Here is a 19,974-nt window from a genome sequence, read left to right on the forward strand (position 1 = left end):
CCTCCTTTAATGCTGTAAGTTTCGGTTATAAATCAAGTGCAACCCTTTTAAAGTCAAAAATTGGTCGACGATATCAATGCTTTTTGATTCTTTTGCAATGAGGGGTGCATGCCCGCCTGTTGCAATGACGACCGGGTCTTTTTTACTTTTTGCTTTCATCCGGGACACGATACCTTCAACCTGTCCGACATAGCCGAAAACAATGCCTGCCTGCATGGCACTAACGGTGTTCCGGCCAATAATATCATCCGGGCTCGCGATTTCTATCCGGGGCAGTTTGGCTGCTCTCGAGTACAGGGCTTCCGCTGAGATGCTGATGCCCGGCGCAATCGCTCCCCCCATATACTGCTTTTCCTCGTTAATATAACAATAAGTAGTCGCTGTCCCGAAGTCGACAATAATTAACGGACTGCCGTATTCGTGGATGCCGGCGACCGCATTGACAATCCGGTCCGCCCCCACCTCACGCGGATTATCGTATTTGATGTCGAGCCCTGTTTTCACCCCTGGGCCGACGATAAGCGGCGAAACGTGGAAATATTTGCTGCACATCCGCTCCAGTGCGTACATAATTGGAGGCACCACAGAAGAAATAATAATGCCAGTAATATCGTTAAAGTGAATGCCGACATGGCGGAACAAGGCTTTCATAGACATGCCGTATTCATCTTCCGTTTTATCCCGGACGGTTTGAATGCGCCAATGATATTTTAGTTCATCTTTATCGTATACACCTAATACAATGTTTGTATTCCCCACATCGATCACCAATAACATTATGCTCACCACTTTGTTTTTCTGTTAGTTTTTATGCAACCATCATACCATAATCTCCGTGATTTAGAGAATGCTTTCATTTGGTTCCCTAGCCATAAAAAAGCACCGCCTTTTTTTTCAGACGGTGCTTTTTTAAATGATTTGCAACCTATCAAAGTTGATCATCATCTGCCGGTCTTGATGGTCCCAGTTTCCCCGGCCGTTTTTCATCTGGCATCCCGGTATCCGAATTATTTCCGGCACCCGGATCCACTTCTTTGATGCCGCCCTGCTTCGACTGCAGGTTCACGCGCGGCTCGGTTCCACCGATTTCAGCCGGATCCTGGGATTTCGCAGGCTGTTCAGGCAACGTGCCATGTTCAAACAGATGCTTGATTTGTTTTGCATCCAATGTTTCCACTTCAAGCAGCGTTTTTGCGATCAGTTCCAGCTTATCGCGGTGTTCAAGCAAGATCTGCCGTGCCCGTTCATAACAGGTTTTAATGATATTTTGAATCTCTGTATCAATTTCGTAGGCAATTTTATCGGAATAATTTTGGTCATTGTTAATATCTCTGCCCAAAAATACCTGGCCTTGCGAAGACCCGAACTGGAGAGGGCCAAGCTTATCGCTCATCCCAAATTCAGTTACCATCCTTCTCGCAATGCCGGTTGCGCGTTCAAAGTCGTTGGATGCGCCCGTTGACACTTCACCGAACGTAATTTCTTCGGATACACGGCCGCCGAGAAGCCCCGTAATCTTATCGAGCAATTCTGGTTTTGTCATGAAATAACGGTCTTCTTTCGGTACCATCATCGCGTACCCGCCGGCCTGTCCGCGCGGCACAATGGTCACTTTCTGGACAATTTCCGCTTCATCGAGCACAAGCCCGATAACGGTATGCCCGGATTCATGGAAGGCCACAATATTGCGTTCTTTTTCCGAAATGACCCGGCTCTTTTTCGCCGGTCCGGCAATGACGCGGTCTGTCGCTTCATCAATATCCTGCATGTCAATTTTTTTCTTGGAAGCCCTTGCCGCAATCAACGCTGCTTCATTAAGCAGGTTTTCCAGATCGGCTCCGGAAAAACCTGGTGTCCGTTGGGCAATCGCTTTTAAATCGACGGACGGGTCAAGCGGCTTATTGCGCGCATGGACACGCAGCACAGCTTCACGCCCGTGGACATCCGGTCGGTCAACCGTAATCTGACGGTCAAAGCGTCCCGGCCGCAGAAGCGCAGGATCAAGAATATCCGGGCGGTTTGTTGCCGCAATAATAATGATTCCTTCATTGGCGCTAAATCCGTCCATTTCAACGAGCAGCTGGTTCAACGTCTGTTCACGTTCATCATGGCCGCCGCCGAGCCCTGCACCACGCTGGCGCCCGACTGCGTCAATTTCATCAATAAAGATAATACAAGGCGCGTTCTTTTTCGCGTTTTCAAATAAATCACGAACCCGGCTTGCACCGACACCGACAAACATTTCGACAAAATCAGAACCGCTGATGGAGAAGAAAGGAACGCCTGCTTCACCTGCAACTGCCCTTGCCAGCAATGTTTTACCGGTTCCCGGAGGCCCGACAAGCAGTACGCCTTTCGGGATACGGGCACCCAGTTCGGAAAACTTGCGTGGATCTTTTAAGAATTCGACGACTTCGACAAGTTCCTGTTTCTCTTCATCCGCGCCGGCAACGTCACGGAAACGGACTTTCTTTTTGTCGTCATTGTAAAGCCTTGCTTTGCTCTTCCCGAAATTCATGACACGGCCGCCCCCGCCCTGTGCCTGGTTCATCAGGAAGAAGAACAGAATGAAAATAATCACAAACGGAATAATGGATGTCAGGAAAGAAACCCATCCATTCGTTTCTTTTGCCTGGAGGACATCGACTTTCACTTTTTGATCGTGCGCCGCTTTATCGATCCGGTTCAGCATGGCCTGGTCATCCATAACATACGTAATAAACTGTTTATTGCCGTCTTTCAGCAGGCCCCGGATCTCATAAACGCCCCTTGAAGGCTGCGTTGTTATACTCTTTACACTGCCATTATCCAAATAAGAAACAAATTGATCATAGGATATCGTTTCCGTCGTTTCGCTGCTGCGGTTAAAAAAACTTACGATCCCGATCAGGACGACAAATAATAATACGTAGAAAATTGTATTTCTGAAGATCCGATTCATTCCTTACCTCCTCCCACGGTCTTAAAAAACTATATTCAATAGTACTATAGTGGTTTTTAATTTAACAATATTTTGCACCCGTTTTTCATCTTTTTTTCACAGACCGTTTGCTTTTCCATACATATAGCCTGAATTTCACAATGATAGTCCTCTTTTTTCGGAATTCTTACTCCCCCTCATGGGTATAAACAGCTGGCTTCAGGATGCCGATATACGGAAGGTTGCGGTATTTTTCCGCATAGTCAAGGCCGTATCCGACAACGAATTCATCCGGGACAATGAATCCGACATAGTCAGCCTGGATGTCCGCTTTCCGACCCGATGGTTTGTCGAGCAATGTGACGATTTTAATGGATTTTGCTTTCCGGTAGCGGAACAATTCAACCAGGTAACTGAGCGTCATCCCGCTGTCAATAATGTCTTCGATAATCAGGACATCGCGCCCTTCCACCGAGGTATCCAAGTCTTTTAAGATTTTGACTTCTCCGGATGAAACAGTAGAATTCCCGTAGCTCGATACGTCCATAAAATCCATTTCCAAATATGTATCCATATGCTTGACAAGATCGGCCATAAACATCATGGCGCCTTTTAATACCCCGATCGCAAGCGGAAATCTGCCATCATACTCTTTCGTCAGCTGCTCCCCCAATTCCTTTACTTTTCGCTGGACTTCCTCTTCTGTAATGAGGATTTTTTCAATATCCTGATTCATCTTGCGATTGCCCCCTAGAAGTTGTTTGCTTACAATAGTGCACGACATAGTAGGTTTCATCAGGTAAAATAAGCCCGGATTCAAACTTTGCTTTTTTCAGATTCGGAAGCCACAGGATGTTCCCTTTTGAATCGGTTACAACCGGCCACAAATCCCGCTCCGGCTTTGAAATTTTCTCATCAATAAATATATCTTTTACCTTTTTTGAACCATTTAGTCCTTTTGCTTCAATTCTGTCCCCCGGTTTCCTTGTACGGACAATAAGGGGGAGAGAAGTGTCGTTTATGTGTAATAATAGCATATTCTTTGGCAGGGATGAATATGAAATTTTGCTTTTTACAAGCTTTATCGTATACCCGTTCGGCAGATCAATCTTCATCCCTTCATCCAAGACATATTGATATGCAGAACGGGCGGGGCGGCGCCCAAAAGAAAAGGCCATGCGCCCGTAGTCCCTTACAGCCTTTAAGCCGCCGGGGAGATCGGCGCTCCCGGACGGATTGGAGCCTGAAGCCAGTTTTAAAACGGCATCTGTATGTATCGCTGTGACGTCTTTTATGTCTTCATTGTAAAGATATTTTAATATTAGATGAATCGCCCGCCTTTGTAAAGGCATAGGCATCCCTTTGAACTTCCGGAGATCGAGCGTGCAAGTTCCGGACCCTGTTTCCGCCATCTGCTTTAATTTTTCCTGCGCCAGCCCGTAAAGATAGATTTCATCTTCCAAAAGCTCTTCGCTGAATCTTTGAAAATGCAAATGGGCCCGCGGGTTTTCTTTCTTTAGAAAAGGCAGGACGGACGCACGAAACCGGTTTCTTGCAAAGTCGGGGGATGCGTTGCTTTCATCGGTGCGTGGTTCGAGATGATAATGGGCGCAGTAATCTATGATTTCTTTTTTGGCCGTGCCCAATAGCGGACGGATGATTTCTCCCTTTGCAAACGGCCGGCGAAACGGAATGCCTGCCCTTCCCTTTCCGCCTGCGCCCCTTGTAAGCCGCATCAGTACCGTTTCCATCTGGTCATCGCCGTGGTGGCCTAATACAACTTTATTGGCGCCGGTTTTCTCCATTGCTTCAGCGAGAAAAGCATACCGGTATTTTCTCGCTGCTTCTTCAATGCCAAGGCCTTCTTCCTTCGCTTTTTCCAGCACCGGGATTTCTGCCGTTTCACAACCGATACGGTGAGATTCGCAAAAGCTTTTGACAAACAAAAGGTCTTTACAGGACGCTTCCCCCCTTAGCATATGGTTAACATGAGCGGCTGTTATCTTTACACGGAAGCGCTCCCTTCGCGAAGTGAGAAAGTGGAGGAGCGCAAGTGAATCCGGCCCGCCGGAAACCGCTACGAGCAAATGGTCTCCCGCCTCAATCAGCCTGTGTTTCCTGATAAAATGGAATACATTGTCCTCAAATGCGAGCATAAAACCTGTCCTTTTCGGTACCGTTTTGTTATTTCCATTGTAACATGGGCATTTCCAAATTTCTAAACATATTCTGCTTTAAAGAATTTGTGCCGGTGTATTTATCCTGAATATTCATTTCCATCCTTTTGCTTGCATGGACGTTTGCGTAAAATTTGCGCTATAAAAAGGAACTTCAGTTTTTCCATCAAGCCCGACCATCGATTTCTACGAGAACTACTTTTTGCGGCAGGCAACAGAGCGGCAATATTTTGTTCATTTTATATAGCATTTTCATCATAAGGCAAACGGCCGGAAATTTATGCTTTCTTTATAAAAAGGCGCCCGTCCTGAAAAAAGCATAGACTTGCCATCCTTGCCAGTGCTGCGCTCGTTGTCGCTGCGCACTTATTTTCGGCCATGCTGTAATCCCGGATTAGGAGGCCGCCGCATTTTTCCGGCATAAATTTGTGGATATTTAAAAAGGGATGCTGATTTGTCCGTAAGTATAATACCAGTATAACACAGAGATCATCAAGATGATCATCATGGCAGCCATGAACTTTTTAAATTTTCTAAACCTCCGTCTTTTTGCCCGCGACTGTCCGAGTTTTGATTTTTCCGGCCTGTGCGTTGTTTTGGCTTTCTTCTTTTCTCTATGCGAAGTCAGCAGCATAAGCATGTCCTGCCTCATCTCAAAAGCTGTCCGATATCCTCCCCCCAGCGCTTTCCGCAGCACCGCCTCAAATTTGCACAGCCCGGCATGTTGCCTGACCGCCGCCATCAGTTGTGGGAAACCATTTGCCTGTTTTTTTAAAAACCGGTTCGGATAGGCAAGATTGATCATTACCATTGCAACGGAAAACAAATCATAGGAAGGCTCGGCTTTCCGCGATCCCAACCCCCAGTAACCTCTGTCGAAAAACTCCGTAAATTCTTTTACTGAACGTCCGATCTTTGTCATCCCGCCCGGATCAATGCAGCGGATCCTGTTTCCAGGGGTTCCAACCAGCAAGTTTTCGGGCTTCAAATCTCCGAAAATCCAGCCCTGTTCATGCAAATGTTGTAAATCGGAAAGAAGCTGGATCACAAGCACTGCCGCCCAGGAAAAACCTTTCCCGGTGACAAAGGAAAGCAGATCCGGGCCGTCTATATATTCCATGACATAAAAAGGAATGATCTCCCGCCCGCGCTCCCAGTCATCCGCTTCCAAAAAGGAAGGCCCGAGGGACTGCCCCCGGGCCTTGGATATGGTTTTTAGTACGCTGGACTCGGATGCCACCTGGGCAGTGCTCACACCGACTTTTAATGCAACCGGACCGGCCGCCGATTCCGCCAGATAAACAGCGCCATTTGCACCGGCCCCGAGGCGCTTTAGCAATCTGTACCGGTTTTTATGCCATTTCCCCGTCACAACCGTACCCGGCGGATCATTAAATGGATTCTTCAAAGTATTGTCCGTCATCATGCGTATGATATCCCCTCAGCTTCCTTTTCCGGTCAAAATGGCGGATCGCCTCATGAATGGCCGGCCCTGTCGGCGTAATCCCGCCTGTCTGCAGTTTCGGAAATATGGCCACGAGCGATTCCAGTTTCGGTGTCCAGTCAAGCAGTTTCTCCGTTTCTTTCCTTTTCCCAGGAAATATAAAAACTGAAAATTGGTTATTCCCCATTCGCGCATTCAGGCTTAAAGACAAATCAAGCAAAGCTTCTTTTACAGTCTCGAGCTTCGGTTTCATACTTGCGCTTGTATCGACGAGCACGAGAATGTCCAAATCCACTGTTTCCCCCAGTTCATCTACCACCTCCAACACATCGCCGCGTTTTTCAGGCGGCAGTGCTTCAATGGATCCGTTACTTCCCAAAATATGTTTTAATTCCTTGTTCACGATTCCCTGAATCGTCTGGGTCATCGCTTTCCGAGTGACCATTTGCACGGTTTGCGATAATTGTTTCGTATAGACGATCTGGCTGACGCCACCCCCCGACATGGCGATATTTTGAATTTCCGCTGCCCCTTTTTCATCAATGATATCCCGTTCCATGACGCCAATTACATTAATGGTGATGCCTGCTTCTCTTGCCAATGCCGCAGCTGCAGCCGGATCACCCCCCTGGTTTGAACATCCGTCCGTAATCAGCAAAATCTGTTTTAAAGTGCCTGCATTCATTTTTTCTCCTCCTTGTCATTAACGGCATTTCTTCGTTTTTACCATCATCGACAATCGGGAGAAAATATATACCGTTGCCTTCCGCTTCTTCTATATGGCACGGACATTTAAGAGATCATTCTTTTCCCTTTGCTAACGGGGATGGCCGCCCATTTCGGCGTGTTGTGTTTGATTTTTGCAACGACGACCGTCATATCATCTTCAATTAAACCGGATCGCGAGCGGATCACTTCTTCTATGAGCAGGTCGGCAATTTCCTGGGGATTTTCCGTTTCCAGCTCCCGGATTTTCCGCTTGATCCATAATTCCGGGTTTTCAATGTAACGCGGGCCTTCCAAAATCCCGTCACTCATCATGATTAAAATATCACCGGCTTTCAGCTGCCGGGAAACGACATCCACATCAAATTCCTGGATCATGCCCATCGGCAAGTTCCCAGATTCAATTTTGATCACTTTATCGCCGCGTTTAATAAAGCTCGGCGTTGATCCAATTTTTAAAAATTTGCTGCTTGCATCCTGCAGGTCGATCATCGCCAGATCAAGCGTGGAAAACACTTCTTCCTGCGTCCTTAGCGCCAGAATGGAGTTCACCGATTTGATGGCAATCTTTTCTTCTATGCCCGATTCTAAAATCTGCCGCAAGAGCCTGAGCGTCTCATTGCTTTCATGATGGGCACGCTCGCCGTTTCCCATGCCGTCGCTGATAGCAATGGCGTACTTTCTTGAGCCAAGCTCGATCATCGAATAACTGTCACCGGATATAAAACCGCCTCCTTTTGCGGCATGCGCCACACCGGTGTCGACGACAAATGCCCTGGCCGAACGGAATGTCACATAGCCAAGCCCGCCCGACTGCGAACTGAACTCTTCTTTCTGGACAACAATCGTTTCTCCTAATATATCGGAAAGCATCGGCGCGATGATCTTTTCGCATTCGCCGTAGCCACTGTACTGCGGCAAGGTGATATCAATGTCAATATTGCCCGACTCTAGGCTGTAAATTTCGACCTGGTCAATATCGAGCCCGAAATCCTGTAATGACTCGAGGATCATTTCTTCCTGCCGCTGGTGGTTCTCGCGCTCCCGCTGAATTTCCTTTGCAAAATCTCCCATGACTTCCGAAACGCCCTGCAGCTGTTCTGCGACAATTTTCCGGCTTTCTTTGATCATTTTTTTGAATTTTTGATTGGCCTGGTAAAATGTCAATTCCTGGTTGATCGCATCTTCCACTTTTTGGGCCCTGACACAATGTTTCTCCAATTCGCGATGAGCACGCCTCGAAACCGCGCCGTCCCTTTCACTCAGGTCCTCCATCGTCATTTTCATCAAATCATACGTCTTATCAAAGTTTTTCGCCCAGCACTGCTCTTTTTTGAAGCAGGTCTGGCATGTCCGTTCCGTGACATTGCTGAAAAAATAATCCAGATCCCGCTCACGGTCCTCCTCTTCTTTCGTATGGTCATACTGCGAAAAGCTTTTGGAAAGCGCCTGGAAAACGGACGAGAACTGCTCCACGCGGTGAACCGTCACATCGCGCACTTTCCTTAAATACTGCTGCTGCTCCTTCATATATTCGGCTGTCCCCGGGATATGCCGCGCCATTTTTGCCGTAAACGGGGACGGCGTTAAAAAGAAAAGGGCAATGCTCACGCATGTTTCATACAGCGCGGCGCTTAAAGACGCCCCGGACTCGCCGTACATCGTAATCAGCAGGGTCGCAACAAGCATCCCGGCAGCCGCCCCCCCGCGCTTCCCTTCCTTTAACAATCCGCACAGGAGCCCTGCGAACGCAAGCAGGCTCATTTGATAAAAGCTGGACACGTTGGCAAGGCTGAAAATGAGACCGGTCACAACCCCGACAGTGGAACCGACCGTCGCGCCGCCGACAAACGCAAACAGGAGGACAAGATAGCGCGAAAAAATATGCTCAACGGACAACCCGTTCACCGTCCAGCCGATTGTCCCGGTCAAAACGGACGCGAGCACAATGATGAGACTGACGACTTCCTCCGTTTTTAATGTTTTTTTTCGTCTTGTTTGTGATAAGATTGGAATGCTTTGCATAAATATCATGGTAAGGATAAAGGTTAAGCACGATTCCACACCCGCCATCAGGCCGTCATAAAAAGAGAGCTGGAACTGCTGCTGAAGATAAAGGTAAGCGCATTTTGAAACAAGCGAGACAGCAAAGATGTAAAAGGGCAGCACCCGGGTTTCCTCTTTATGGTATTTGCCGAACAATCTGAATACAAGAATAAAGAGGATGGTCGAAGCCAGCGTGTACATCCCGTTCGCAACAGATAATGTTAATCCGCCCGCAGTGAGCCCGAGCAGCGTGATGGGCGCCTTATCCCGCTTCATCACGTAGACAGCTGCGAAAAACGGCAATGCAAACGGCGTAAAGTGCGACAAGATAAGGGCCCTTCCCAATAAAAAGCCAATGATCAAAAGACTGATCCCTTTTTGGATAAACAAAGATTCAAATTTCCCCCGGAGCTGCTTCCATCCTTTTGCAAACTCTTTTTTTGTTTCCTCAAGATCCACATGGCCCCCCTGTTCCATCATCCCGCGCTCAACTTTCCCCAAATTCATCATAAACTCCCCCTCATCACTTTGTTACAAGCAATTATAAAAGGACAAGTTTTAAAAGTTTGTCAAAATTCCAATGCAGTCCAAAAGAAAAGTTCGACTTTTTCCACAAATATGCGATGTATTTTACAATTTTTTTCAAAAAGAGAAGTTGACAAATGGGGGCAGTGCCGTTATTATAGAAAATGTGCTTTTTCATTTAAGCCATGGCGGCGTAGCTCAGCTGGCTAGAGCGTACGGTTCATACCCGTGAGGTCGGGGGTTCGATCCCCTCCGCCGCTATATCTGTTTTGAAAAAAAACCGGCCCGTTCAAGGCCGGTTTTTTTCGTGTGATTCGGCGATTTTTGTCCGAAACAGCAAAAAGAAAAAGCGGATCCGACAAACATTTCTGTTTGAACCGGTTCCGCCCTCCAATTTAAAGCAAATGATACGGATATATGAGTCAACTAGACAGCAAGTTAGCCTCTTCTCGCGCCGCGGCCGCCGCGTTTTGATTCTGTATTTCGTTTGAGCGAAGACAGGCGATCTTCACTGTCTTTCAAAAAGCGCGCCATTTTGGATTCAAAATCTTCTTTTCCGCGGTTATTTCCCCGACCATGCCTTTGCGGCCGATGGGAATGGGACTGGGATTGGGATTGCTGCGCCTGGTCTTTCGCCTTGCGGATCGACAAACCGATTTTCCCGTCTTTTTCGACATTCAGCACCTTTACTTCAACGATATCGCCGACTTTTAAATGGTCATGAATGTCTTTTACATAGTTATCAGCAACTTCACTGATATGAACCAGCCCGGTTGAGCCGTCCGGCAATTCGACGAAAGCCCCGAAATGCGTGATGCCTGTTACTTTACCTTGTAACTTGCTGCCTGCTTCAATTGACATAAAAAAATTTTTCCTCCTTAAAAGATAAAAAATCAACCTTTAACATATTATAACGAACATGAAAAAAGAGTGTCAATAAGACACGTCTTCTTCTTGAGTATTCTTTTTGGAATCAGGCAAATTAAAAATGATCTCCCCTTTTTTGGAAAGGAAATATTCGCTACGGGCGAGTTTTGCAATATAGTCATCATCTTTCAGTTTCTTAATCTCGCTTCTGAGCATCGCCTGCTGCTTGTCAATGTCCCTTACTTGATGCACTAGCTTTGCTTTTTGTTCTTTTTTTGCCGCGAGCTGTGCGTTCCGTGAGACCAGGGTGGAGACGAGCAGTGCGGAAACAAGCACTGCCATAACACCGAAAAGCGCCAATCGCCGGAAAAGCAGCTTACGCCTTCTCACCAGTACTTTTTCTTTGACCGATTGCTGTTTTATATAAGCATTGTCCATTGAAGCAATATTGCGTCCCAACATACTCCCTCCTAAAAAGCCCTAGGCAGAGCGGAAAGTATAGCCACCGGGCTTATCTTTTAAAAAACCTGCCAATCCGGTTTTTCAGTTTGATAAACTTATTCTGGATTGTTTTCCATAATCCTGCCGTTTTCTTAAAAAAACGTTCAAAAGAGGCGCGCAGCGGATTGATGCGCCATAAAAAAACACCCAGTACGGAAAACGGTTTAAGCCCGGTCTTTAATATCCATATTACCATTTTTGCCATCATTTTTACAATCGTATAAAGCAATCGCCCTGCGCCGAGAAAAAGGGCAAACAAAAGAAGGACAAATCCTTTGGCCGGGCGGAAAACAAGAAGCCGGAACATGCCGGCTGTAAACCGGCCGATGCGGAGTGCTGCCTGGATGCACCATTCCAACAGCTTCAAGTACCCGTTTTTGAATAATGCCTGGTAAGCGGCAAACCCGCACAGGAGGGCGATAAAAATATAAAACCGGACTTCCCCGGCGTTTACCAGGAACAGGACATAAAACAGCAGCAGGCTCTGGCACAGCCAAAAAAGAACATCATGGACAAAGACAACCCAGCGCTTTCTTTTCCGTCTTTGCAAAAAACGGTTATACGTATCAAGGGTGCCGCCGAAAAAGCTTCCCATCGCGATCATGGCAAGCATCGTATAAAATTGCACGCTCAGGCTCATCTAAACAGCTTGCTAAAGAGTCCCTTAGCTTTCTCCCCGTGATGGTCATCCAAATAAACAAGATCAAACACTTTTCCTTTTATCGAGACGACCCCTTTGTCAACATCCAGGTTTTTCATTTGCAAATTCTGCCCGCGAATGGCGAGAAAGCCCATCACCGTTTCCAGCAAAAACTCCTCATTGTCAAAGCTTTCCACCTGCTTCACGCCGGTAATATCCAGCAGCTTGCGGCCGCGCATTATCACATCGTGTTCCTGGAGAACCGGTTTGCTTGCTTGCGGTGTATTATAAAAGTCACTCATCCTGATCCCCACTTTCCTTGTCCAAACTTTGTACTATACTATGCCCGTCCGGACAAAAAAAGACCAAAAGGGAACAGCACACGAAACTAAAGCACGGCCATACGAATTCGCACGGACCTCCGGAAACGCCTTCCCGTAAAGCTTCCATTCTAGAACTTTTCGGGTGTGATCCTCTCCCGCACATCCCCAGGGCGCGCATTCTGCCAAAAAAATAAAAAAGGCGTCCATAGCCGGTTCATGGCTTCGGACACCCTGAAACATTTTTATTCATTGACCCGCGTTTCACTGATCATCGTGTACATGCCAGCGGCGTCTTCTTTTTTTGTCGACTCCCTTAAATTCTCCACTTTCACCTTGACCACTTTCTGGCCGAAACGGATGGTCAGTTCATCCCCTGTCTTCACGTTTGAACTGGCTTTTGCCTGGACGCCGTTGATTTCGATTCTGCCCTGGTCGGCAACTTCTTTTGCAAGCGTACGCCGTTTGATCAGCCGTGAGACTTTTAAAAATTTATCGAGACGCATTGTCGTGTTTTCCATATCCATCCCTCACTCCCGTTTTTCCTGTTTTTCGGTAGCTTTTATCCGCTCCCAGTTTTGCGCGACTTCTTCAGCGCTTTCAGCTTTCACATTGCCGAACACATGCGGATGGCGCCGGATCATTTTTGAAGCAAGCCCTTCTATCACATCTTCTATCGTAAACATGCCTTCCTCTTCACCAATTTGCGCATGCAGCAAAACCTGGAGCAGCACATCGCCAAGCTCTTCAACGAGGTTGTCCTCATCTTCATTATCAATCGCTGAAAGTACTTCCCCGCACTCTTCAACCAAATATTTTTTCAGCGAAAGATGGGTTTGTGCCCGGTTCCATGGACAGCCATCCGGCGCACGCAAAGCCGCGATGATTTGCCGCAGCTCGGCGAAATCCCGCAAATCCTGCTCTTTAAGCGGCGGAACGTAGACGCTCGTTAAATTATCGAGCTCAAATCCGCGGTCCAGTTCATACAGCTTCAGCCATTTAACAGCTTCATCCGTACTGCCGGCAGCGCGGACGATTGCCACCCGGTGTTCATCCGGATATTTTTCCATGAGGGCCAACTTGACTTCAGAAGCCGTCAAAGTATCATACACCTGCCCGACTACCAGATGCTGGTTCGTCCGGATGTCGTGCGGTTTTAAAGCAATACCATCCACAAGCTGGAAGCCTTCAATCGGATCCACCCTGACAGAAGCAAACAGCGCATCGATAAAACTATGCCCGCCCGCGATTTTGATTTCCGTCTGTTTAGCCGCGCTTTGTTCGAGCAGAAGCTGGACTGTCCGTTCCGCCACAAACGGATGGCCGGGTACGGCATAAAGAATATCCTCCTGTTCCGCTTCCCGGAAAAGGATCTCCACAATTTCTTCGTATACCGCTTCAAATTGATCGTGGCGCTCGTATACGTCATCAAAAGCCGTATACTTCATCCCTTCCCGCTCAAGTTCCGACACGGCCGGATGTTCTTTTGTCCGCAGAAAAATTTTCCGGTTTGCTTTCAGCTGCCTGTATACACCGAGCGGAAGCTGGCCCATATCCCCGGCCCCGAGACCGGCAACGGTGATGCTATGTTTTTTGTTTTCCAATCCAATTCTTTCCTTTCAGGCCGGCTAATTTTGTTCCAAAAGGCACAAGCCCCCATTCTTCATCCGTCAGCAAACGCAGCCGGGCGGCACAAAATAGAAAAACAGCCGCACCGATCGCTGTTCCCCCCAAAGCAGCCGGGACGCTTGCTGCCCTGCCCGAAAGCCCGTAGGCAAACAGGCGGAGCCAAAGCTGCAAACAAGCGGACATGGCAAAAAGGGAGAGAGCGAGCTTGCCGAAAAATAGAGCCGGCAGCATTTTAACATATGCTTTACCCAATTTTATCATCAATATAAGCGAAATAAACCCTAAAGCGGCGACGGTGGCAGCGGAAGCGCCCATGGTCCCGAAACGGGGAACCCAAACCTCGTTTAACCCATATTTCAACAGGACGCCTGCTGCAATGGCAACTGCAGGGGTGTACACCTTCCCCAGTCCCTGCAGGATTCCTGAAAAGGTTAAAATCCAGGTGCTGAATAAGATGGAAACCGAAAAAACAGACAGCACAGCTGTTCCCTCGCTGTTTTCAAACAGCATCGTATTGGCAAACGGCATGATCCCAATCAGTCCAACTGCAGCGCCCGCGCCGATCGCCGTGCTGATTTTTAAAGCAGCCTGTACCTGTATTTCAAGGCTTTTTCTTCTGCCCTTCTTATATTCAAGCGCAATCACCGGGACAAGGTTCAGGGCAAAGGAGGACGCTGCCACTGTTCCAAGCTGCAAAAACGGCTGTCCGCGGTCGTAGATGCCTTTTAGTTTTTTTGCCGCTTCCGCCCCCCAGCCGGCGTCTTTTAACAACGCGTAAAGATGGAGGGAATCGACAAATTGGAACAAAACCAGGACAAGGCTGCTGATACAGACCGCAATCCCGCTACAAAACAGGGAGCGGGCCGCCTGCTTTACGTCGTTCCATTCAAGGAGCCGGGCTGCCTTTTCCTGTCTGCCGCCCTTTACCAGATAAAATACAAGCACTGCCGCAGACACCGCGCCTCCCAGCACGGAGCCGAACACGGCCCCTTGCCCGGCTGCATAAAGCGAAAAACCGCCGCGGACCAGCCAAAAGGATAGAAGAAGAATGGCCGCAACCCGGACCGTCTGTTCGAGTACCTGGCTGAGCGCAGTCGGCACCATCCTTCCCTGTCCCTGATAAACACCTCTGATCGCGGAAATCAACGGCATCAGCAAAAAGGAACAGGAAACCGTCCGGATAAGCGGAGAAAGACGGGGATCCCCCATCCATGCCGCCAGCTTCCCTGCAGTGAAAAAAACGGCAAGAAACAATCCGGAACCGAATAAACCGAGGATGAGGAACACCGCGTTTAAAAATGTGCGGTGGCTGTTTTCGCCCGCTGCTTCCCGTTCCGCCACCATTTTGGAAACGGCAACCGGAAACCCGGAAGATGAGAGTGCCATCACAATCCCGTAAATCGGGTACACTTGCTGATAAATATAAAAACCGACGTCGCCGACAATATTTTGGAACGGCACGCGGTAAACTGCACTGAGGATTTTTGTAATGACGGATGACAAGGTTAAAATCAGAATGCCTTGAAAAAGCTTTTTTGACTCATGATCCTGCTGCACGTCTTTTCTGCCTTTCACACGGCCGCCACACCGTACGTAGAATAAAATCGAATGTATTATACCATAAAAAGGGATACAAGACGCGCCTTACAGACAACCTGCAAAAAAACAGATCAAAAAACGCAGACCCTTTGCCTGCGTTTTTTTTGGCGTACGTGAAAATAAATGATGACAAAAGAGTCGTGGAAAAAACGGGAGAAAATCCTTATTGTTCCATCTGGCGGGCCAGGAATCCGGCAGCCGTTTCCGCCGATTTCTGTTCCACTTCCCCGAGCGTACGGTCTTTTGAAAAAATGGCGACAGCACCGATCGGATCGCCGCTTGCGACAATTGGAGCAATCGTATAAGAAGCCAGTTCCTCCTCCACACCGTCCACCAGCGCCGTTTTTCCTTTTTCTTTTGATAAAACCGGCATTCTGTCCTCCATGACTTTTTCGATCACTTCACCGTTTCTTTTATTTAAATATTCTTTTTTTGAACCGCCGCTGACTGCAATCACGGCATCCCGGTCACAGATCAGGACAGGGCTCGTTAAACTGTCATACAGCGCTTCGGCATACTCCTTGGCAAAATCACTTAATTCACTGATCGGCGAATATTTTTTCAAAATGACTTCCCCGTCGCGGTCCACAAAAATTTCAAGCGGGTCCCCTTCACGGATACGAAGCGTCCTTCGTATCTCTTTCGGGATGACAACTCTGCCTAAATCATCAATACGACGAACAATACCAGTTGCTTTCATTTAAAGTTGCCCTCACTTTCATCAGATGATTTTTTTCCATCCTCAGATGGCTCTTGAATCCTTTACCTGCGTTGACATTAGTATCTTTCATCTGGCAAGTTCTATACATCATGAACGTTTTTTGTACAATTGCTATCGATTGGATTGATTTCCAATTCTTCTCTATCTTTTTCCCAAAAATTTTCCCTGGCAAACCTAAAGAACCGTAAAAAGCACGGAACAAAAGAAACCATTGTTCCGTGCTTTTACAAACGGGCCTTTACCAAAAAACCGCCAGCCCTTTAGTTTTTTGCTTGCATCTTACCGGGAAGCGCTCGTCGTTTCGGCCCTTAGAAAGGCGCCCCGCAGTTCCCGGATCATTTCCGTGCAGGTGTAAAGCCACTCATGGCCCTTGCTTTTTTTAATATCCAGCGTAATTTTCAGCTGATTGCCTTCCATGCCGAATCCGGCTGAACGCCCGTATTGTCTCACAATGTCCACGACTTTCGGGCCGTTTACCTGTTTCGAGCCTTTTTCGGACATTAAAATCGTGATCAGTTGTTTGTTTTGTTTAATCGATGAAAGCATTGCTTCTTTGGCGTATACTTTCATTTCCGCAATCGTAAACAGGTCGCTTACCTGCTGCGGATAATCGCCGAAACGGTCAATCATCTCTACTTTTAATTCTTCGATATCTTCAAGCGTCTCGATGCCCCTGAAACGTTTATACATTTCAATTTTCTGGTATCCGTCTTTTATATAGGCATCCGGAATATACGCATCAATTTCGAGTTCGACTTCAAATGGCGGCAGTTTTTCCTCTTCGCCGTCTGCCCCTTTCCGCGCTTCGATCGCTTCCTTCAACATTTGCGAATACAAATCGAAACCGACTGAATCGATGAACCCGTGCTGTTGTGCGCCCAGCAAGTTGCCGGCGCCGCGGATGGACAAATCGCGCATCGCAATTTTAAAGCCGGATCCGAGTTCCGTGAATTCTTTAATCGCCTGCAGCCTTTTTTCCGACGCTTCCGCCAGCACTTTGTCTTTTCTGTACGTAAAATAAGCATATGCCACCCGGTTGGACCGCCCGACACGCCCGCGCAGCTGGTATAACTGCGACAGTCCCATCCGGTCCGCATCATTGACGATCAAGGTGTTGACATTCGGGATGTCCACGCCCGTCTCAATAATTGTCGTCGTCACAAGCACATCGTATTCGCCTTCAAGAAAACCAAAAATGACCGATTCGAGCTGAGATTCTGTCATCCGGCCGTGGGCATACGCCACGCGCGCATCGGGAACAAGCCGTGCAATTTCTTCCGCCTTCCGCTCAATATCTTCAATCCGGTTATACAAAAAGTAAACCTGCCCGTCCCGTGCCAGTTCACGTTCGATCGCTTCCCGCACCATCTGGTCATTATACTCCAGCACGTAAGTTTGTACCGGGAAACGGTTCTCAGGCGGCGTTTCAATTACAGATAAATCGCGTACGCCGACCATGGACATATGCAGCGTCCTTGGGATTGGTGTTGCGGTCAAGGTCAGCACATCGACATTCGTCTTTAATTTCTTGATTTTTTCCTTATGGCTGACACCGAACCGCTGCTCCTCGTCAATGATCAAAAGGCCCAGATCATGGAACTGGATATCTTTTGAAAGCAGCCGGTGCGTCCCGATCACCATATCAATTGTCCCGTTGCGCAAGCCTTTTATTGTTTCATTCTGCTCTTTACGCGTCCGGAAACGGCTCAACAGCCCGACTTTTATCGGATAGCCATGGAACCTTTCCGTGACCGTTTCAAAATGCTGCTGGGCAAGGATGGTGGTCGGTACAAGCATGGCCACTTGCTTGCCGTCCATCATTGCTTTAAAAGCGGCGCGGATCGCCACTTCTGTCTTGCCGTAGCCGACATCCCCGCACAACAGACGGTCCATCGGCTTCTCTTTTTCCATGTCCCGCTTGATTTCCTGGATCGACCGGAGCTGGTCTTCCGTTTCTTTATATGGAAAAGCCGCCTCGAATTCACGCTGCATATCCCCATCCGGAGAAAAGGCAAACCCTTTTGATGCTTCCCTCTCCGCATACAATTTGACAAGGTCGTCCGCGATATCCTGGATGGATGACTGGACTTTCCGTTTGACCCGTTTCCATTCGCTGCCGCCCAGCTTATAAAGTTTCGGCTCTTTTCCTTCCGAACCGACGTATTTTTGGACAAGGTCGATCTGGTCAACCGGCACATACAGCTTATCCGAACCTTGGTACTTAATATGGAGATAGTCTTTATGGACGCCGTTGATTTCAAGCGTCACAATCCCTAAATATTTCCCGATCCCGTGGTTGACATGAACCACATAGTCCCCAACATTCAGCTCGGAATAGTTTTTAATCCGCTCAGCATTGGACAACTTTTGCCGGCGCGTTTTTTTCTTCGCCTTTTTATTAAAAAGTTCTTCTTCCGTAATAACGGCAAGCTTGCACATTGGCAGCTCAAAACCGGTGTTCAGGTTCCCTTCCGCCACCTGGATATGCCCCGGGATAAGATCTTCCGCCACGTAAGCAGCTTCAATCTCATAATCTTCCAGCACACTTTGGATTTTTTCAGCCCGGTTTTTGTCCGCACCAAGGAAAACTACCGTAAAACGGCCTTTCTTCCAACGTTCGATTTCCGCTTTCAGCACATGCATCTGCCCGTGGAACGACTGCATCGGCTTGCAAGCGATATTCACAATGTTTTGCGGATTTGTATTTTGAATATGACGCAAAAACAGTGACAAATAGATTTTCTTCCATTTTTTTCCGGACTGCAGTGTATCTAAGGCGTGGGAAACGGCCAAATCATAAATCATTTTGCCTTCTTCCACCATCGCCGTATACCACTCAGCTTCTTCTTTATCGAGGCGCTCCTGCATTTCCTGAATCCGGCCGAACTCATCCAAAAATAAAATGCCGGCTGTTTCCACATAGTCTAAGAGACTGGCAGGCTGGTCATATAGAATCGATAAATATTTAAAGATTTGATCGGGTTTTTCCCCGTTTTTCAGCTTTTCAATGTCAAAACTAATATTTTGGGCAAGCAGTTGTTTTACCTGATCATCTTTAATTTTTGCAAGTGTTTTGCTGAGCCCTTCTTTTACCGTTTCAGCCGCTTTCATAAGCGAAAGACGGTCTGCCGGATATTCCGTCGCCGGTCCGATGGAGACAGCAGAAAGTTTATCCCGGGAACGCTGGTCGTCAGCGGAAAACGTCCGGATGGAGTCTACTTCCGTATCAAATAATTCGATCCGGACGGGGTCTTCTTCTGTCAGCGGGTATATATCAAGAATCCCGCCGCGCACACTAAAATCTCCCGGTGAATCGACCATATCCGACCGGGTGTAACCCATTTCCACAAGCATTCCCAATACGTGATCAAGCTCAATTTCTTTTCCTGTTTCGACGTGCAGCTGGTACTTTTCCCAAACCGTTTTCGGCGGCAAAATTTTCCGCAATCCGGCCATCGGGACAACGATCAGGCAATTTTTCCCCGATAGCAACGCATTCAGCACCTCTATCCGCTGGGCCATCAGCTCGGGGCTTGCCACACCCAATTCGGCCGCAATCAGTTCATTTGCGGGATACAGAAATAAGGCGCTTTCATCCACAAATTGCAGGAGATCATCATACAACTTTTGCGCCTGTAATAGATTATAAGTTAACACAATGGCCGGCTGTTCCGTTTTTTGATAGACCGAAGCAATAAAAGCGCTACGGGCGGAACCGGACAACCCGGAAACAAGCTGCTCTTTCAGGCCGGCCGTTGTACCGCTTATGACCGATTCTGCTTCCTTGTGTTCAAGGATCATTTTTTGTATTCCGTCCAAAAAGGGCCAACTCCTCTCTTGATCCGATTTCCCTTTCTCT

Annotated in this window: 16 protein-coding genes and 1 tRNA gene; 1 reads left to right on the forward strand and 16 read right to left on the reverse strand. The window is 47.8% G+C overall.

Annotated elements, in window-relative coordinates:
* Nucleotides 1-6: 6 nt before the first annotated feature.
* The 7 genes from ABR335_RS00205 to spoIIE form a co-directional block, all read right to left on the reverse strand.
* Complete coding sequence (locus ABR335_RS00205; RefSeq protein ID WP_017550860.1) at nucleotides 7-777, reverse strand: type III pantothenate kinase; 771 nt, start codon at nucleotides 775-777, stop codon at nucleotides 7-9.
* 151 nt (nucleotides 778-928) lie between these two features.
* Nucleotides 929-2,941, reverse strand: coding sequence for an ATP-dependent zinc metalloprotease FtsH (gene ftsH / locus ABR335_RS00210; protein WP_014096552.1), 2,013 nt, complete (start codon nucleotides 2,939-2,941; stop codon nucleotides 929-931).
* A gap of 166 nt (nucleotides 2,942-3,107) precedes the next feature.
* Nucleotides 3,108-3,656: a hypoxanthine phosphoribosyltransferase gene (gene hpt / locus ABR335_RS00215; RefSeq protein WP_014096553.1), complete on the reverse strand. Its 549-nt coding sequence runs from the start codon at nucleotides 3,654-3,656 to the stop codon at nucleotides 3,108-3,110.
* Nucleotides 3,640-5,076: a tRNA lysidine(34) synthetase TilS gene (gene tilS / locus ABR335_RS00220; protein WP_017550861.1), complete on the reverse strand. Its 1,437-nt coding sequence runs from the start codon at nucleotides 5,074-5,076 to the stop codon at nucleotides 3,640-3,642. Before tilS ends, hpt begins: the two co-directional genes overlap by 17 nt.
* Nucleotides 5,077-5,533: 457 nt before the next feature.
* Complete coding sequence (locus tag ABR335_RS00225) at nucleotides 5,534-6,523, reverse strand: serine/threonine protein kinase (protein ID WP_014096555.1); 990 nt, start codon at nucleotides 6,521-6,523, stop codon at nucleotides 5,534-5,536.
* On the reverse strand, nucleotides 6,489-7,226 hold the full coding sequence (locus ABR335_RS00230; RefSeq protein WP_014096556.1) for a VWA domain-containing protein: 738 nt from the start codon (nucleotides 7,224-7,226) through the stop codon (nucleotides 6,489-6,491). The genes ABR335_RS00225 and ABR335_RS00230 overlap by 35 nt, the downstream gene beginning before the upstream one ends.
* 107 nt (nucleotides 7,227-7,333) lie before the next feature.
* Entirely contained in the window at nucleotides 7,334-9,820 is a 2,487-nt protein-coding gene (spoIIE, locus tag ABR335_RS00235; RefSeq protein WP_017550862.1) for a stage II sporulation protein E, read from the reverse strand.
* Nucleotides 9,821-10,025: 205 nt separating this feature from the next.
* On the opposite strand from spoIIE, the gene ABR335_RS00240 reads away from it, so the two are divergent.
* Nucleotides 10,026-10,099 (forward strand) — tRNA-Met (locus ABR335_RS00240).
* A 177-nt stretch (nucleotides 10,100-10,276) separates the two neighbouring features.
* On the opposite strand, the gene ABR335_RS00245 is transcribed toward ABR335_RS00240, so the two are convergent.
* The 9 genes from ABR335_RS00245 to mfd all read right to left on the reverse strand — a co-directional run bounded on the left by ABR335_RS00245 (nucleotide 10,277) and on the right by mfd (nucleotide 19,934).
* Entirely contained in the window at nucleotides 10,277-10,699 is a 423-nt protein-coding gene (locus ABR335_RS00245) for a S1 domain-containing RNA-binding protein (RefSeq protein ID WP_014096558.1), read from the reverse strand.
* A gap of 72 nt (nucleotides 10,700-10,771) precedes the next feature.
* Nucleotides 10,772-11,167, reverse strand: a complete 396-nt coding sequence (locus ABR335_RS00250; RefSeq protein ID WP_014096559.1) for an FtsB family cell division protein — start codon at nucleotides 11,165-11,167, stop codon at nucleotides 10,772-10,774.
* A gap of 49 nt (nucleotides 11,168-11,216) precedes the next feature.
* Entirely contained in the window at nucleotides 11,217-11,846 is a 630-nt protein-coding gene (gene yabQ, locus ABR335_RS00255; protein WP_017550864.1) for a spore cortex biosynthesis protein YabQ, read from the reverse strand.
* Nucleotides 11,843-12,148, reverse strand: coding sequence for a sporulation protein YabP (yabP, locus tag ABR335_RS00260; protein ID WP_014096561.1), 306 nt, complete (start codon nucleotides 12,146-12,148; stop codon nucleotides 11,843-11,845). The genes yabQ and yabP overlap by 4 nt, the downstream gene beginning before the upstream one ends.
* A gap of 263 nt (nucleotides 12,149-12,411) precedes the next feature.
* Nucleotides 12,412-12,672 (reverse strand): RNA-binding S4 domain-containing protein, encoded by a 261-nt coding sequence (locus tag ABR335_RS00265; RefSeq protein ID WP_282098237.1) that lies wholly within the window; start codon nucleotides 12,670-12,672, stop codon nucleotides 12,412-12,414.
* Between the two features lie 24 nt (nucleotides 12,673-12,696).
* Nucleotides 12,697-13,770: a MazG family protein gene (locus ABR335_RS00270; protein ID WP_104851062.1), complete on the reverse strand. Its 1,074-nt coding sequence runs from the start codon at nucleotides 13,768-13,770 to the stop codon at nucleotides 12,697-12,699.
* Complete coding sequence (locus tag ABR335_RS00275) at nucleotides 13,751-15,370, reverse strand: putative polysaccharide biosynthesis protein (protein WP_348658309.1); 1,620 nt, start codon at nucleotides 15,368-15,370, stop codon at nucleotides 13,751-13,753. The genes ABR335_RS00270 and ABR335_RS00275 overlap by 20 nt, the downstream gene beginning before the upstream one ends.
* A 187-nt stretch (nucleotides 15,371-15,557) precedes the next feature.
* Nucleotides 15,558-16,094 carry a stage V sporulation protein T gene (gene spoVT, locus ABR335_RS00280; RefSeq protein ID WP_014096565.1) on the reverse strand — a complete coding sequence of 179 codons (537 nt, stop codon included), beginning with the start codon at nucleotides 16,092-16,094 and terminating at the stop codon, nucleotides 15,558-15,560.
* A gap of 300 nt (nucleotides 16,095-16,394) precedes the next feature.
* A complete protein-coding gene (gene mfd / locus ABR335_RS00285; protein ID WP_061565046.1) occupies nucleotides 16,395-19,934 on the reverse strand; it encodes a transcription-repair coupling factor in 3,540 nt (1,179 codons plus the stop codon).
* Nucleotides 19,935-19,974: the final 40 nt, after the last annotated feature.

This window comes from Heyndrickxia faecalis (assembly GCF_040267745.1).
In the GTDB taxonomy this organism is placed as follows: Bacteria; Bacillota; Bacilli; order Bacillales; family Bacillaceae_C; genus Weizmannia; species Weizmannia faecalis.